This is a genomic window from Nocardia sp. NPDC050406 (assembly GCF_044459025.1).
In the GTDB taxonomy this organism is placed as follows: domain Bacteria; phylum Actinomycetota; class Actinomycetes; order Mycobacteriales; family Mycobacteriaceae; genus Nocardia.
This window is the reverse complement of the sequence record NZ_JBITIM010000003.1, coordinates 1,147,360-1,162,759: the sequence shown is the minus strand read 5'-3', so window position 1 is coordinate 1,162,759 and position 15,400 is coordinate 1,147,360. Positions and strand designations below refer to the sequence as shown.

The window sequence follows — 15,400 nt, the reverse complement described above, 5'->3', positions numbered from 1 at the left end:
CCCCACCCCACAAACCCCCCCCCCCCCAAAAAAAAAAAACTATATAAAAAAAAAAAATTAAAAAACACCCCCCCCCCCCCCACCCCCTAAAATCAGGGGGGGGGGGCGGCCCCCCCCCCCCCCCACCCCACTGGACCCACGTTCACCAGGTACTGGTGGCGGTATCGTGCGAGAGCCTTCCGCCATCAGTACCTGGTCGCCGAGCTAGCGCGGGCGGGTGCCGCGCTCGCGGTACATGCGGCGCTGCTGTTTGGAGATGTCGCGCCAGACCTTCTGCCGTTCCGCGCGCGCCCGGCTGTCGGTGCGCGCGGCCATCCACTCGTTCTCGCGGGAGAGCTTGCGGTAGCTGTCGAGGCGACGCTGCGGCAGCTCACCGGATTCGATGGCGGCCTGCACCGCGCAGCCGGGTTCGCTGCGGTGCGCGCAGTCGGCGAAACGGCAGGCGGCGGCGAGGGATTCGATATCGCTGAAGGTGCGACCGATCCCCTCGCTGGCCTCCCACAGGCCGACCGACCGCAACCCCGGGGTATCGATGAGCGTGCCGCCACCGGGCAGAGGCCGCAGCTCGCGATGCACCGTGGTGTGCCGCCCCCGCTTGTCACCCTCGCGAACGGCATTGGTGGCGAACACCTCCGAGCCGAGCAGCGCGTTGGCGAGCGTGGACTTCCCGGCCCCGGAGGGGCCGATCAGCGCGACCGTGCCCTCCAGCACCGCCGCGAGCACGTCCATGCCGACCCCGGAGGTCGCACTGACCGAGAGCACGGTCGCCCCCGGCGCCGCCGCCCGCACCGCGTCGAGCGGAAGGTCGTGCGCCAGATCGGCTTTCGTCAACACCACCACCGGCTGCGCACCGGATTCCCAGGCCAGCGCGAGCAGTCGCTCGATGCGCCCGAGATCCACATCGCCGTCCCCGGCGGTACAGACCAGGACGGTATCCACATTCGCGGCGAGAATCTGACTCGCCGATTTGGCGCGGGCATCGGACTGTCCCGAGACTGCGGCGCGCACGATGGCGGTCTTGCGGGGCAACAGCTTTCGCAGCATTCGCTCGGCGTCGAGCGCGACCCAATCGCCGGTGCACAGGCCATGGGGATCGGCGTCGGAGCGCGGGGTGCGGGCCCGGACCACCGTCACATACCCGCTGTCTCGCTCCGAGGCGGCGGGCACGAGGGTGGCTACATCGCATTCACTGCGCTCCATGCGGATCACGCGTGCGGGCGTGAGCGAATCATCGAGCAGGGGTAGGTATTCGGCGGCGAGCGCCGGAGTCCAACCGTAGGGGGAGAGCAGGTCGAAATCGACCAGAGACATGATGGGAGAGTCCTTTGTAGGGCGCCGAGCCCTTCCCGGGACTCAGCGCAGGCAAATAGAGGTGGATACGTACGCGGCGAAACCTCGCCGGGGCACGACAATCCGCACTGTCGTCTTCACGAATCCACCTCCTATCTCTCCCCAGGCGATCACAGGAGTGACCGCGGCCGAATCAGAACGATGCCACCTTGCCAGAGCGCACGGCGGGCCCGCAACCGAATTTCCGGACCGAATTCGACGGCCGCGCGGCCCGCCCCGCGCGACCGGCGCGCGGAGGTCAGGACTGCGGCTTGTGGAACTGCTCGCGGCGGCCGAGCCGCTGCAACCGCAGCCACTCCATCAGCCCCGCCGGGTCCTTCTGCTGCACCAGGAAGAACCACCCGAAACGGGCCACTTCCTGCGGCAGCAGCTTGCGCATGCCCGGCTGCGACATGAGGTACCCGCGATTGCGGTAGGTGAAGTAGCGCTTCACCGGGTCGTCCGGGTACTGGGTGTGCATGCGCCCGCCCAGGATCGGCTTGAACTCCTCCGAGCCGTTCGGGTGCAGGTACGCCGTCTGCAGGCAGGTGCCGAACGGCAGTCCGGAACGCACCAGCCGCCGATGCACCTCGACCTCGTCCCCGCGCACGAACAGCCGCAGATCCGGCACGCCGATCACGTCCACCGCCTCGGCGGAGACCAACGCGCCATTGAACAGCGAGGCGATACCGGGCAGGAAATCCTCGTCGCCGAGTTCGGAGCGCAGGCGCCGCCACACCAGGCCGCGGCGCAGCGGGAAGGCCAGCCGATCCGGTTCGTCGATATCGGCGACCACCGGTGACACCTCGACCAGATTGTGCCGCTTGGCGCAATCGAACAGCGTCGCAAGCACTTCCGGGCCCTCGGGCCGTCCGTCGTCGTCGGCCAGCCACACCCAGTCCGCGCCCATGGTGAGCGCGTGCAGAATGCCGAGCGCGAAACCGCCCGCGCCGCCGAGATTGTGTTCCGAACCCACATAGGTGGTTTCGATGGGCTGGTCGCGCACCAGCTCGCCGACCTCCGGCTCGTTGCCGTTGTCCACCACGATCAGGTGGTCGACCGGACGGGTCTGCGCGGCGAGCACCTTCAGCGACTCCGCGAGCAGTTCGCGGCGCTTGTGGGTGACCACCACCGCGATGATCCGGGCACCGTCGTAGATCGGCGAATGCTGGTCACTCATGCGGGTTTTCGCTCCATCTCGCGTTCGCGTTGCAGCTCACGCAGCACATGCGCCACATGATCTCCGGCCTCGTTGCCCTCGTAGGCACGTACCACTTCTTCGATCCCGCCGTGCATCCGAACATGCCCGTGATCGATCCACAAGGCCGAATCGCACAACTGGGCGAGAAATTCATTCGAATGACTGGCGAATACCAGGATGCCCGAACGCGATACGAGTTCTTGCAGGCGCACCCGCGCCTTCTTCATGAATTCCGCGTCGACCGCGCCGATACCCTCGTCCAACAACAGGATTTCGGGGTCGATGGAGGTGACCACGCCCATGGCCAAGCGCACCCGCATACCCGTCGAGTAGGTGCGCAGCGGCATCTCCAAATAGTCACCGAGCTCGGTGAATTCGGCGATCTCGTCGATTTTCGCGAGCATCTGCTTGCGGGTCTGACCGAGGAACAGGCCGCGAATGATGATGTTCTCGTACCCGGAGATCTCCGGGTCCATGCCGACGCCCAGATCGAAGACCGGGGCCACCCGGCCGCGAATGCGCGCACTGCCCCGGGAGGGTTCGTAGATGCCCGAAAGCAGCCGCAGCAGTGTCGATTTGCCCGCGCCGTTGTGGCCGACCAGACCGATCTTGTCGCCCTCCTTGAGCGAGAGCGTGATGTCGCGCAGCGCCTCGACGACCACCACATCGGATTGGTTGCGCCCGATGGTGCCGCCCGCCTTGCCCAGGAACGCCTTCTTCAGCGACCGAGACTTGGCGTCGAAGATCGGAAACTCCACCCACGCGTTCTGGGTCTCGATACTCACATGGTCGGTCATAGCGCCTTCACACCCAGTACGGCACGCGGGAACGGAACTTCTTCATGGCCAGTATCGCGACCACCCAGCCGACGACGGTAATCACGGCGACCACGAGCCAGCTGCGCAGATGAATCGGATCGCCCAGCAGGGGCGCGCGCACGATCTCCAGGTAGTGGTAGGTCGGCACCAGCTCCACCAGCTTGGCCCGCTCGCTCACCGCGCCGCCCTGCTCGTGCAGCGTCTTGGTGGTCCACATGACCGGGGTCAGCACGAACAGCATGAGCGTGGTGCTGCCCAGAATCGGCGCGATATCGCGGTAGCGGGTGCTGAAGATGCCGAAGAAGATGGTCACCCACATGGCATTGGCGAACAGCAGCAGAATGCCCGGAATCGCGAGCAGCACCGTCACGCTCAGGTCTTTCCACACACTGAAGGCCAGCAGCATCACGGCGTAGATGGCGGCGTTGTGGACGAAGAACAGGAACTGCCGCCACACCAGGCGGTACACGTGCACGCTCAATGCCGAGGGCAGCTGTTTGATCAGCCCCTCGTTGGCGATGAACACATCCGAGCCCTCGAGAATGCTGGCCGAGATGACGCCCCACACGATCAGGCCGACGGTCACGTACGGCAGGTATTCGTGCAGCGGCTGATTCAGCAGCGTCGAATACAGCACGCCCATGGCCACGGCCTGCAAGCCGGTGGCGATGGTGATCCAGAACGGACCGAGCACCGATCGGCGATACCGCTGCTTGATGTCCTGCCATCCGAGCGAGAGCCACAGCTCCCGCTGGGCGAACCCATCGCGGAAGTCCTTGAACGCACGATTGAACGACTGGGAATCCGACACTAGCGGCACCGGCACATCGTCGGCACGAGCCTCGGTGGTCGCCGAGTCGGTGGGGGCAGCAGCTGGCACAGCACCCGACTGTATCTAATGCCCGCTACTTCGCGGCGGTGAACCTCGGCCGGGAGAGCGGCCGGTGGGGTGGCGGGCGCCACAGCTCGCGCGGGTCGTGATCGACATCCCTGGCCCACGGGTCGGCGACGAGGCACCGCACCTCCGGTCCACGAGGTGCGGTTCGCCCGAATTGCGAAGTGGCGCAGCGTCAGAGGTATTGACCGCTGCCGGTGCCGCCGCTGCCGCCCTGCTGGCGCGGATCGATGGTGGTGCCCGGGGGGAGTTGGCGCATCTGCTCGAGTTGGGCGCGCGCGGCCATCTGCTGGGCGAACAGGGCGGTCTGAATGCCGTGGAAGAGGCCTTCCAGCCAACCGACCAGCTGCGCCTGCGCGATGCGGAGTTCGGCGTCGGAGGGGATGGTCTCGTCGCTGAAGGGCAGTGCCAGGCGCTCGAGCTCCTCGCGCAGGTCCGGGGCGAGGCCCTGTTCCAGTTCGCGAATGGAGGTGCGGTGGATTTCGCGCAGGCGGGTGCGGCTGGCGTCGTCGAGCGGTGCGTGGCGCACCTCTTCGAGCAGCTGCTTGATCATGGTGCCGATGCGCATGACCTTCGCGGGCTGTTCGACCATATCGGCCAGCGACTCTTCTTTTTCGCCTGATTCGCCGGAATTCTCGTCGTTCACCACATCTCCGGTCAGTGCGTCGTCACCCGACGAACCCACCTGAGCCGCCGCCGGAATGATCAAGGGTCGGCCCTCGGGTCCAATCACGACAATGGAATCCGGTGTCCCGTCCGATTGCGTCATGCTCCCTATCCTGCCGCCTCCCACCCGAACGCGCTAAGCCACCCGCCCAACCACCCCGAACGCGGCGAGCCGGTGCTCCGCGGGCCCGCCTCGGTTCGGGGCCAACGGAGCGTGAACAGAGCCAACACGGTTACGCCGGGTTGGCAACTGCCTTTAGAGTGGCCTGCATGACTTACGACGTCGCAAGGGTGCGGGGCCTCATACCGTCCCTGGGCGACGGCTGGATCCATCTCGACCCGCAAGCCGGGATGCTGGTTCCGGATTCGGTATCGCGGGCCGTATCAACAGGTTTCCGGACCTCCGCCTTCTCGCACACCAATCGGCACGGCGCCGCCAAGCGCAGCGCCGCCATTCTGGACGCCGCCCGGGAGGCGGTCGCGGATCTGGTGGGCGGTGATCCGGCGGGTGTGGTGTTGGGCCCCGACCGAGCGGTGCTGCTGGCCTGGCTGGCCGAGTCGCTGAGTTCCCGGCTGGGCCTGGGCACCGGGATCGTGCTGTCGCGTCTGGACGACGAGGCCAATGTCGCGCCGTGGCTGCGGATCGCGAATCGCTATGGCGCACATGTCCGCTGGGCGGAAGTGGAGATCGAGACCTGTGAAATGCCCGCGTGGCAGTTCGAGGAGCTGATCGGACCCACCGCCCGACTCGTCGCATTGACCGCGGCGTCGCCGATCGTGGGATCGGCTCCGGCGGTGCGGGTGGCGGCGGATCGGGTGCACGAGGTCGGCGGGCTGCTGGTCGCCGACTGCTTCGGGGCCGCGCCCTACGCGCTCATCGACATCGACGAATTGAACGCCGACGTGATCGCGCTCAGCGCACCCGCCTGGGGCGGCCCGCAGATCGGCGCGCTGGTCTTCCGCGATCCGGCCTTCCTGGACCGCATTCCGTCCATGTCGCTCAACCCCTACGCCAAGGGCGCGGAGCGGCTCGAGGTCGGCGGCCACCAGTACGCGCTGCTGGCGGGCCTGACCACCTCCATCGACTATCTGGCCGGGCTGGACGAGCGCGCCACCGGCACCCGCCGCGAACGCCTGGAAATGTCGATCACCTCGCTGCAGGACTACCACGACCAGCTCTTCGAGCACCTCATGGAAACCCTCGACACCATCGCGAACCTGACCGTCATCGGCCGCGCCTCCACCCGCATCCCCACGGTGAGCTTCACCATCGCGGGCATGCAGGCGGAGAAGGTCTCGGCCAAACTCGCCGACGCCCGCATCGGCACCCTCTCCGGCTCACACGGCGGCAGCCGCCTACTCGACGCCCTCGGCGTCAACGACGAGGGCGGCGCGGTCACCATCGGATTGGCCCCGTACACAACCAAATTCGAGATCGACCAACTCGGCCGCGCTCTGGCCGCCCTCGAGCCGTAGGCGTCGGCCTTGCACCCGGCGCGCTAGTCCAGCGGTCAGGACGAGGCCGCCCGGGAGAGTCTTACCCGCGTTCTTGTCCGGGGCTTCAAGGACGAGGCCGCCCGGGAGAGACCTATCCGCGTTCTTGTCCGGGGTTTCAGGGGCGAAGCCCCTGAGAGGGTTCCAGGGAGAGTCCCTGTCTCCCTCGTTCAGGCCGCGCGGATTTCGACGATCACCTTGCCGACGGTGTCCGCGGAGTCCAACAGCTGGTGTGCCCGCCCCACGTCGGTGGCCGGGAGTTCGGCGGAGACGACCGGGACCACCGTGCCGTCCGCGATCGAGGGCCACAGGTGGCGGCGCAGTTCGGCGATGATCTCGCCCTTGGAGCCGGGCCCGGTGGCGGGGCGGCGACGCAGGTTGGTGGCGTGGATGGTGCCGCGCTTGCCCAGCAGCGCGGCGATATTCAACTCCGCCTGGACGCCGCCCTGCATACCGATGACCACGAGTTGGCCGTCCTCGGCGAGCGCGTCGATATTGCGCGCGAGGTAGGCCGCGCCCATATTGTCGAGAATGATGTCCGCGCCGGAACTTTCGGCACGCAGCGCCTCGACGAAATCGGATTCGCGGTAATTGATCAGAATGCTCGCGCCCAATTCCCGGCAGCGCTCCAGTTTCGACGCCGACCCCGCCGTCACCGCCACCCGCGCGCCCCGGCTCACCGCCACCTGAATGGCATGCGTCCCGATCCCGCTGCCGCCACCGTGAATCAACAGCAGCTGCCCGGCATGCAATCCGGCCCGCATGACCAGATTCGACCACACCGTCGCCGCGACCTCCGGAAGTGCCGCCGCCGCGGCCAGATCCAGGCCCTCGGGCACCGGCAGCAGCTGCGTGGCCGGTACCAGGACCTGTTCGGCGTATCCGCCGCCGGAGAGCAGCGCGCACACCCGATCACCGGCCTTCCACTCGCGCACGCCGTCCCCGACCGCCGCGATCACGCCGGAACACTCCAGCCCCAGGGTCTCGCTGGCCCCGGGCGGCGGCGGGTACAGCCCTTGCCGCTGCAGCAGGTCGGCGCGGTTCACCCCGGCCGCCACCACCTCGATCAACACCTCACCCGGTCCGGGCGCGGGCAGGTCGGACACCTGCGCCCACTTCATGACCTCGGGCCCACCGAATCCGTCGAGCGTCACCGCGTACATGTCTGCGAGCGTACGACGCTTCGGAGATTTGTCGTATTTCGCCGAGCTGTGGACCGAGCGCGATTCCCAAGCGGTACTCGGGTTCGGCACAGCATCCTGTCAGCTTTCCCCGGCAGTGTGGAGGACGGCTCGAGAAAGGAGTTCTGATGGTGGGATTCGTAATGACAGCGGTCGTATTCACGGTGCTGATGGTGATGGCCGTCTCGGCGCCGCTGGCCGGTAACTCGTCGCGCGCGCTGGTTCGGGTACGCCGCCGGTGATCTTCGCGCGCGGGTCGCGAATTTGCACAAGGTTTTTCGACGCACCCGCGCTGTGTGGTTGAAACCGCTAGCGTTTCGAGAATGAGCAGTTTCGTCGATTTCCAGAACGAGATCTATCTGCAGGGCCTTGCCGGTACCGTCCCCGCGCTACCCATGACCGCGGCCGGACTGGAAGCACGCGCCCGGGAAGTACTGGAACCGGCGGCCTTCGCATACGTGGCCGGAAGCGCCTCGGCGGAACGCACCGCCGCCGCCAATACCGCCGCGTTCGAGAAATACCGACTGCTGCCGCGCGTCCTGCGCGGCGCGACGGCACCGGGTGCCCGCGACCTCTCCGTGGAGGTCCTCGGCACCCGACTCGCCACACCCGTGCTGACCGCGCCGATCGGCGTGCTGGGGTTGCTGCACGAGCGCGGCGAGACCGTCGTCGCCGATGTGACCCGCGAACTCGGTATCGGCATGGTGCTCTCCACCGCCGCCTCCTCCACCATCGAGGAGGTGGGCGAGCGCGCGGGCGAGTGGTGGTACCAGCTGTACTGGCCCAATGATCTGGAGCTGGCCCGCTCCCTGGTGGAACGCGCCGCCAAGGCGGGCGCCAAAGCCATTGTGGTGACCGTGGATACGCCGTCGCTGGGCTGGCGGCCCCGCGACCTCGAGCTCGGACACCTGCCGTTCCTGCACGGCAAGGGCATCGCCAACTATCTGTCCGATCCGGTCTTCCGCGCCAAACTCGCCACCGCGCCCGAGGAGAGCGAGGACGCCATGCGCGCCGCCATCCTCACCTGGGTCGGCCTGTTCGGCAATCACGGCCTGCGCCCGGCCGATATCGCCAAACTCCGCGACTGGACCGAACTGCCGATCGCGGTGAAGGGCGTGCTGCACCCCGACGACGCCCGCCAGTGCGTGGACGCCGGGGCCGACGCGGTGATCGTGAGCAATCACGGCGGCCGCCAGGTGGACGGCGCGGTCGCCGCCCTCGACGCGCTGCCGACCATTGTCGCCACCGTCGGCGACCGCGCCGACGTACTCTTCGACTCCGGTATCCGCACCGGCTCCGACATCATGATCGCGCTGTCGCTGGGCGCGAAGGCGGTGCTCTACGGGCGGCCCTGGGCCTACGGTCTGGGCATCGCGGGCGCGGACGGCGTCCGGCACGCGCTGCGCTCGCTGCTCGCGGATTTCGATGCGGCCATGGGACTTTCGGGCTGCACCGCGGTGAGCGAACTGTCACGCACGATGATCTCCTCCTTCCGCTGACCGTGCGGCCGACGCCACCGGGCCCGCCCGAACCGCCGGAATACAATGTCCCGGTGTCTGACGGACCCGGGCCGCGAGTCACCGAACCGAGATGGCTGACCCCCGAGCAACAGCGCGCGTGGCGGGCCTATATGGACGGCTCCCAGCGCCTCATGGCCGAACTCAACCGGCAGCTCCTGCACGACAGCCGACTGTCCCTGGCCGACTACCGCATTCTGGTGAAACTCTCCGAGGCCCCCGGCCGCTCCATGCGCATGAGCGATCTCGCCGACGGCGTACTCTCCTCCCGCAGCCGCCTCACCCATCAGATCCGCCGGATGGAGGCCCAGCGCATGGTCCGCCGCACCACCGCCGAGGAGGACGGCCGCGGCGTGCTGGCGCACCTCACCGAGGAGGGGATGCGTCGCCTCGCCGCCGCCGCGCCCGGCCATGTCGACGACGTCCGCCGCGCCTTCATCGACCGGCTCACCCCCCAGCAGCTGGCCGCCGTAACCGACGCTTTCGAACAGGTCAACCGCGCCCTGGCCTACCGCTCCGACTAACCGCTGGGCGGCGATCGGCTAATATCGAACCCCTGGAAGCGTGGCAGAGCGGCCGAATGCACTCGCCTTGAAAGCGAGCGTCGTGAGAGCGACCGGGGGTTCAAATCCCTCCGCTTCCGCGGGAAACACGCAGGCGGGCACCGGGTTTCGAGCTCGGTGTCCGCCTGCTGTCTTTTACCGGTTGTCGAGAGTGAGGGTGTGGCAGGTGCGTGGCGTGATCGCGATGGTGGTGGCGGTGGTCGCGCTGCACGTGCTCGGATGGGGCATCCTGCTGTTCGTGGTGGTGCCCGGCCAGTACCTGGTGGAGGGCACGGTCTTCGGGGTCGGGCTCGGCCTCACCGCGTACCTGCTGGGTATGCGGCACGCCTTCGACGCCGACCACATCGCCGCCATCGACAACACCACCCGCAAACTGGTCGCCGAGAACGGCCGGGAGAAGTCGCACACCGTCGGATTCTGGTTCGCGCTCGGGCACTCCAGCGTGGTCTTCGCCATGGTGGCGCTGCTCGCGTTCGGGGTGCGGGCGCTCGCGCCCAAGCTGGAGGACGAGGATTCCGCGCTGCACCAGTGGACGGGGCTGTGGGGCACCAGCGTCTCGGGCGCCTTCCTGATCGCCATCGGTCTGCTGAATCTCGCCTCGCTGATCGGGATTTGGCGGGTGTTCCGGCGGATGCGCGGCGGCGAACTCGACGAGGCGCGGCTCGAGCGCGAACTCGACGACCGCGGCCTGCTGAACCGGGTGCTGCGGCCGGTCATGCGCCTGGTCCGCAAGCCCTGGCACATGTACCCGGTGGGTCTGCTGTTCGGTTTCGGCTTCGACACCGTCACCGAGATCGGCCTGCTGGTCATCGCGGGCGGCGCGGCCGCCACCGGCCTGCCCTGGTACGCGATTCTCGTTCTGCCCGTGCTGTTCTCGGCCGGTATGGCGCTGTTCGACGCCCTCGACGGCGCGTTCATGAGCTACGCCTACGACTGGGCCTTCGCCCGCCCGGTCCGCAAGATCTACTACAACCTGGTCATCACCGGACTGTCGGTGGCGGTGGCGCTGCTCATCGGCGGGCAGGAGATCATCTCGATCTTCGTCGAGAAGTTCGATGTCACTTCGGGTTTCGTGGCGTGGATCGGCAATCTCGATCTCGGAGACCTGGGCTTCATCATTGTCGGGCTGTTCGTGCTCACCTGGGCGGTGGCCGTCGCGGTATGGCGCTTCGCGGGTGTGGAGCGGCGCTGGGAAAGCAGTCTCGCCTCCGAATAGCGATCGGTCGGCTTGTGTGAGGTCTCACCCGTGCCGCCGGGAAAGTCGCGGGCCGCGCGCACGGCTCGTCTGGCACTATGGCCCACGTGCTACGCCGTCAGCGGCGTCGACTCGGCGTCGCCTTCGCCTGCGCCGCACTGATACTCGGTGCGGCGGCCCTCGCGCCCCTCGGCACGGCCGAGCCGCCCGCCGATTCCGGGTCGGCGGGTAGCGATCCGCCCGTGCTCGCCGATCCCGGTCCGACCGCCCGCGCCAGCATCGAGCGCGTGGAGCCTATCGACGACCGCTTCGCCACCGTGTACGTGCGCTCCCCGGCCATGGGCCGCACCGTGCCCGTCCAGGTGCTCGTCCCCGGCCACGACGGCCCGCGCCCCACTCTCTACATGCTCGACGGCCGCAGCGCCGCCGAGGACGTCAACAACTGGACCGCGCAGGGCGGTGCGCGCGAGTTCTTCGCCGACAAGAACGTGAACGTGGTCTTCACCCTCGGTGGGCCGTCGAGCTTCTACACCGATTGGGAGAGAGCGGATCCGAAGCTCGGCGTGAACCGCTGGGAAACCTTCCTCACCCGCGAACTGCCACCGCTCGTCGACGCCCGGTTCGACGGCAATGGCCGCTACGGCGTGCAGGGCGTGTCCATGGGCGGCGAGGCGGCCATGATGCTGGCGGTCCGCCGCCCCGGCCTGTACTCGGCCGTCGCGTCCCACAGCGGCTGCTACGCGGTGAGTTCGGACTACGGTCAGGCGCAAGCCAAGGCGGTGGTCGGCACCTACGGCGGCGACCCGGCCAATATGTTCGGCCCCGACGACGATCCGGCCTGGGCCGCCCACGACGTCTACACCCACGCGGAGTCCTTGCGCGGCACCAGGATCTACCTCTCGGCGGGTCTGGGCCTCCCCGGCCGCTACGACCTCCCCGGCCGCTACGACCTCCCCGGCAGCGACGAATACCCCAACACCATCCTCTTCGGCGGCCCCCTGGAAGCCGGGGCATACGCCTGCACCCTGCAACTCATCGACCGCCTCAGCCAACTCGGCATCCCCGCGGCGGTGAACCTCCGCCCCACCGGCACCCACTCCTGGCCGTACTGGCGCGACGAACTCCCACTGGCCTGGCCCACCCTGGCGGCGGGTCTGGGCGTCGCCTGAGCGGTCAATCCCGTTCCGGCACCAGGCGATAGGTGAGCCAGTAGCCGCGCGGCAGGTGCGGCTTGTCGATTTTGATGCGCAGGTTGCGGATCTCGCCGTCGGGCATGGTGACTCGCAGCATCGGTTGCACCGCCGTGGGCTCTACCGGGTCGACGGTCCACATGCGTTCGAAATCCGGATGCGCGCGGCAGCGCCGCACGACCTCGTTGATCGCGTTCTCCGGCACCGAGATCGGCCCCAGCATGCGCAGCCCGTAGGCGTAGCCGTGCGCCACCTGCTCCCAGTCGGGCAGCAGCGTCGCGGCCCTCGGATCGGTGAACAGGTAGACGAGCAGGTTCGACTTGGCCTCCAAACCCGGAAACACCGTGTTCCATTGGGAATTGGTGCCCACGATGTCGCCTACCGGCAAGGCGATGTACGCGGCCGGGTAGGGCAGATCCTCCAGATCGGCGAGCGCGTCGTCGTCGGGCAGCTCGGGGTACGGGCCGAGGATGAGCGGCAGCGTGCCCGGGAACAGCGCGGCGATGATGCGCTCTCGAAACATGTAGGGGATGCCCAGGGCGTCGAACAGCGCGCCGGTGAACTCCAGGCTGGGCGTCAGCGTGCCCGCCTCGACCTTCTCGATGGCGGACTTGGACCAGCCGGTCGTCTTGGCCAGCTGGGCCTGCGTCAGTCGCAGCGCATCCCGCCGGGCGCGCACGAACAGGGCTAACTGACCTTTGGACATCTGCTCATACCTCGGTTGTCGGGGACGTCACACCGAAATCGGGGCGAAGTCTCACCCCAGGTGCGACACGGGCTCATTGACTTTCTCATGCTCGGAAAAGAGGCTTGACCAGGTGCTGGAACCTGCACGCCCTGCTGCCCGCCGGGTGCTCTCGCCGGTGGTTGGTGCGCGGGAGGGGTGCGCACCAACCCGGCACTGTCTTCGGGCGTGAATCGCCGAAAATTCCGATACAACAGTCTCTTTCGATGCCCCTGCGGCGGCCCGCGGCCACGCCTCGCAGTACTCCTGATACCACAAACCCCCTATGGCCAAGGGCCACAGGGGGTTTGATCGATGCGCGCCCGGAGAGACTCGAACTCCCAACCTTCTGATCCGTAGCTAGGCGCACCTATGACTGCTTGGAGCATATCCGGCCTGGTTAGGCGAGTGTCCGATGGGTAGCTGAGTGTGGTTGTCGTCGCGGTTGTCGTCAAAACCTGTCGTCAATCCGCCTGGGGTGATCTTCTAGTATTCGAACATGGGTTCGATGGGTGAGGGTGAGTTGCCGCGAACTGAGGGTTCGGGGCCGCAGTTGGCGCACCCGGATGCGGCGGGGCATTACTACCGGGCGGCCACCTATCCGCCTCGGCCGGTCTGGGTGCGGCTGGACGCCATTCTGGTACGTGATCCGGGCAAGCCTCGTCATGTGAATGGTGCGGGCGTGCACATGACCGGTGAACGCCCGGGAACGCTGACGCACTGGGTTCCTACCTTGGACGGCGAATGGCTCGGTCGGGTGACCTATAGCCTGCAATATGCCGACGGTCGGCCAGATCTCCACGTTCGCGATCAGCTCGTGCCCGCCTACGCGTTGCGTCCCCGTCGTGGGTGATCTCATCTTTGGCGTGAACGGGGAGCGCGCGGCCATCCCCGCGCGGTGGCGGGCGGCGTGGGCTGGTTCGGCTCGCTTGCGGCGGCCATGGTGATGATGACCAACATGCGCATTTGATGGAACAGCCAGCGGTCCAACGGGTCATGCGGGTTGCCGCCTGCGTGCCGAATACGTGCCTGTCGCGTGTCGTTCATGGTTGGTTGGACGTGCCTGCGTGCTGGCTGGTTGCATAGGGCACCACCTTGTCCGGGAGTGCCCCCGCCCTCACCAACGACTCTATTTCTCCCTGCTTCCTCATACAGGCCGTCCTCAGCGGAGTGAGGGCGTGTCAAGGGTGGGCGTAGCCCCATCGGCGTAGCCGACGCGAAGCGCCCTTGACTCGTCCGAGTGGAGCGAGACAATCGGGCCTATGAGGAGGCAGGGAGGCTCACCTTCAATACGTAATAGGCGAATTCGGCAGTTGTTCGTGTGAGGTGTGGCCGGGGGCCGGACCTGGTGGTGCCAGGTCCGGTCTCCGGGGTCGGGGTCAGAACGGTGGTTCGTTGTCGTCGGCGGCGCTGGCGTGGCTGGGGCGTAGTCGTTCGATCTTCGTGGTCTGGCCTTTCAGGTCGACGGTGACCGTGTCGGCGGTCAGTTGCAGGGCGGCGTGAGGTTTGGAGTCCTGGCCGATGTAGGGGTCGGCGATCAGGCGATGCCCGGTGACGGCGACGCGGCATCCTTTGTCCAGGCTGGCGGCGACGGTCTCGGCCAGGTCGCCCCAGCAGGCGACGCGGATGACGGTCTTGTTGGCGTCGACCCATTGGTTCTGGTTGCGGTCGAACCTGCGGTCATTGGCGATGACGACGAAGTTGGTGACGAGCTTGCCCGTCGGGGTTGCCCGCGAGGTGGGGTCGTCGGCGAGATGGCCGGTGATGGTGACAGATACGGTGCTGGGCACGACGGTGACCTCCTGGTGGTGGAGTCCGGAACGGGCCGGGCTCTTGGTGTCTGGTGGGACGGGGGTCGGCGTGGTGGGCACCATGCGGTCACGTCAAGGCTCGCCGTGCATTCATCTCACGAAATACGTTGGGCGGCAGCTCAATTGGGAGATGGATGCACGGTGACAGCGCTTGGTCTTGGCGTGGCCGTGTGGGGTCTGCCATGGTGGCACTCGGCCTGCCGGACATCGAGAGATCGGACTGCGGAGTGCGCCATCGGGAGGGCGGCGGCGTGTGCGGTGCCGCAGCTGGCGGCGTCGGCGGTCAGCTGGTCGGCGAATCCACCTGGCGGGCAAGACCGATGGGCGGCACGTCACCAACTTCGTCGTCATCGTCAAGGGCCGTGGGGGCGGTCGTGGCCGGGGCCGGTGGGGCGATGGCGACGAGAGCGGCGGGAGTGTCGCCTGTTGGGGTGGGCTGGACGGGGACGGTGTCGGCGGTCTGGGCGAAGGGTGTCGCGGTGCTGGCGGCGGGGAGCGGCTGAGGGTCGGGTCCTGCGTCGGTGAGGAGTTCGAACGTCGCGCCGGGCTGTGGCTGGGTGTCGTCACGGGTGCTGGCGGGCTGGAAGGACAGGGCGCGGAGAGCGGGCGGCGGTGCTGCGGGCACGGTGGCGCTGTCGGCGGCGGCGAAACGTCGGGCTGATCACGGCGGCGGTGATCGGGCCTGGTGCTGCCGGGTGTGGTTCCTGGGTGCGGCTCGGGCGGGCGACTGACGGGTTCGACTGTTACGTGTCATGGCGGTGCGTGGGCGTGTGCCGCGACGCGCCGACGCGCCGGGCGACGCTTCATCAGCCCGGT

15 protein-coding genes and 1 tRNA gene are annotated in these 15,400 nt (G+C 67.7%); 7 read left to right on the top strand and 9 right to left on the bottom strand.

The features are described from left to right. Nucleotides 1-204 precede the first annotated feature (204 nt). The 5 genes from rsgA to ACIBH2_RS28780 form a co-directional block, all read right to left on the bottom strand. On the bottom strand, nucleotides 205-1,311 hold the full coding sequence (gene rsgA / locus ACIBH2_RS28800; protein WP_397122962.1) for a ribosome small subunit-dependent GTPase A: 1,107 nt from the start codon (nucleotides 1,309-1,311) through the stop codon (nucleotides 205-207). Between the two features lie 277 nt (nucleotides 1,312-1,588). After that, the gene (locus tag ACIBH2_RS28795; protein ID WP_397122960.1) at nucleotides 1,589-2,509 is read right to left on the bottom strand and encodes a glycosyltransferase; all 921 of its coding nucleotides are present in this window, start codon (nucleotides 2,507-2,509) and stop codon (nucleotides 1,589-1,591) included. Beyond that, on the bottom strand, nucleotides 2,506-3,327 hold the full coding sequence (locus ACIBH2_RS28790) for an ABC transporter ATP-binding protein (RefSeq protein WP_397122958.1): 822 nt from the start codon (nucleotides 3,325-3,327) through the stop codon (nucleotides 2,506-2,508). Before ACIBH2_RS28790 ends, ACIBH2_RS28795 begins: the two co-directional genes overlap by 4 nt. Nucleotides 3,328-3,334: 7 nt before the next feature. After that, nucleotides 3,335-4,174, bottom strand: a complete 840-nt coding sequence (locus tag ACIBH2_RS28785; protein WP_397123095.1) for an ABC transporter permease — start codon at nucleotides 4,172-4,174, stop codon at nucleotides 3,335-3,337. 244 nt (nucleotides 4,175-4,418) lie between these two features. After that, a complete protein-coding gene (locus ACIBH2_RS28780) occupies nucleotides 4,419-5,012 on the bottom strand; it encodes a bacterial proteasome activator family protein (protein WP_397122956.1) in 594 nt (197 codons plus the stop codon). A gap of 167 nt (nucleotides 5,013-5,179) precedes the next feature. Between ACIBH2_RS28780 and ACIBH2_RS28775 the strand changes: the two genes are divergently transcribed. Beyond that, nucleotides 5,180-6,385 (top strand): cysteine desulfurase-like protein, encoded by a 1,206-nt coding sequence (locus ACIBH2_RS28775; RefSeq protein ID WP_397122954.1) that lies wholly within the window; start codon nucleotides 5,180-5,182, stop codon nucleotides 6,383-6,385. Nucleotides 6,386-6,573: 188 nt separating this feature from the next. Here ACIBH2_RS28775 and ACIBH2_RS28770 read toward each other — a convergent pair whose 3' ends face one another. Then, entirely contained in the window at nucleotides 6,574-7,566 is a 993-nt protein-coding gene (locus tag ACIBH2_RS28770; protein ID WP_397122952.1) for an NAD(P)H-quinone oxidoreductase, read from the bottom strand. A gap of 341 nt (nucleotides 7,567-7,907) precedes the next feature. Between ACIBH2_RS28770 and ACIBH2_RS28765 the strand changes: the two genes are divergently transcribed. The 5 genes from ACIBH2_RS28765 (at nucleotide 7,908) to ACIBH2_RS28745 (ending at nucleotide 12,028) form a co-directional block, all read left to right on the top strand. Then, entirely contained in the window at nucleotides 7,908-9,083 is a 1,176-nt protein-coding gene (locus ACIBH2_RS28765; RefSeq protein ID WP_397122950.1) for a lactate 2-monooxygenase, read from the top strand. A 131-nt stretch (nucleotides 9,084-9,214) separates the two neighbouring features. Continuing rightward, a complete protein-coding gene (locus tag ACIBH2_RS28760) occupies nucleotides 9,215-9,625 on the top strand; it encodes a MarR family winged helix-turn-helix transcriptional regulator (RefSeq protein WP_397123093.1) in 411 nt (136 codons plus the stop codon). Nucleotides 9,626-9,659: 34 nt separating this feature from the next. Beyond that, nucleotides 9,660-9,744 (top strand) — tRNA-Ser (locus ACIBH2_RS28755). Nucleotides 9,745-9,848: 104 nt separating this feature from the next. After that, nucleotides 9,849-10,880: a HoxN/HupN/NixA family nickel/cobalt transporter gene (locus ACIBH2_RS28750; RefSeq protein ID WP_397123091.1), complete on the top strand. Its 1,032-nt coding sequence runs from the start codon at nucleotides 9,849-9,851 to the stop codon at nucleotides 10,878-10,880. A gap of 77 nt (nucleotides 10,881-10,957) precedes the next feature. Beyond that, nucleotides 10,958-12,028: an alpha/beta hydrolase gene (locus ACIBH2_RS28745; RefSeq protein WP_397122948.1), complete on the top strand. Its 1,071-nt coding sequence runs from the start codon at nucleotides 10,958-10,960 to the stop codon at nucleotides 12,026-12,028. 4 nt (nucleotides 12,029-12,032) lie between these two features. Here the strand turns inward: ACIBH2_RS28745 and ACIBH2_RS28740 are convergent, their stop codons facing one another. Further along, nucleotides 12,033-12,755: a helix-turn-helix domain-containing protein gene (locus ACIBH2_RS28740; protein WP_397122946.1), complete on the bottom strand. Its 723-nt coding sequence runs from the start codon at nucleotides 12,753-12,755 to the stop codon at nucleotides 12,033-12,035. A gap of 517 nt (nucleotides 12,756-13,272) precedes the next feature. Here ACIBH2_RS28740 and ACIBH2_RS28735 point away from each other — a divergent pair. Next, nucleotides 13,273-13,626 (top strand): hypothetical protein, encoded by a 354-nt coding sequence (locus ACIBH2_RS28735; protein WP_397122944.1) that lies wholly within the window; start codon nucleotides 13,273-13,275, stop codon nucleotides 13,624-13,626. Nucleotides 13,627-14,152: 526 nt separating this feature from the next. Here the strand turns inward: ACIBH2_RS28735 and ACIBH2_RS28730 are convergent. Together ACIBH2_RS28730 and ACIBH2_RS28725 are read right to left on the bottom strand one after the other, a co-directional pair. Next, entirely contained in the window at nucleotides 14,153-14,647 is a 495-nt protein-coding gene (locus tag ACIBH2_RS28730) for a single-stranded DNA-binding protein (protein WP_397122942.1), read from the bottom strand. 220 nt (nucleotides 14,648-14,867) lie between these two features. Next, nucleotides 14,868-15,209 (bottom strand): hypothetical protein, encoded by a 342-nt coding sequence (locus ACIBH2_RS28725; protein WP_397122940.1) that lies wholly within the window; start codon nucleotides 15,207-15,209, stop codon nucleotides 14,868-14,870. Between the last annotated feature and the right edge of the window lie 191 nt (nucleotides 15,210-15,400).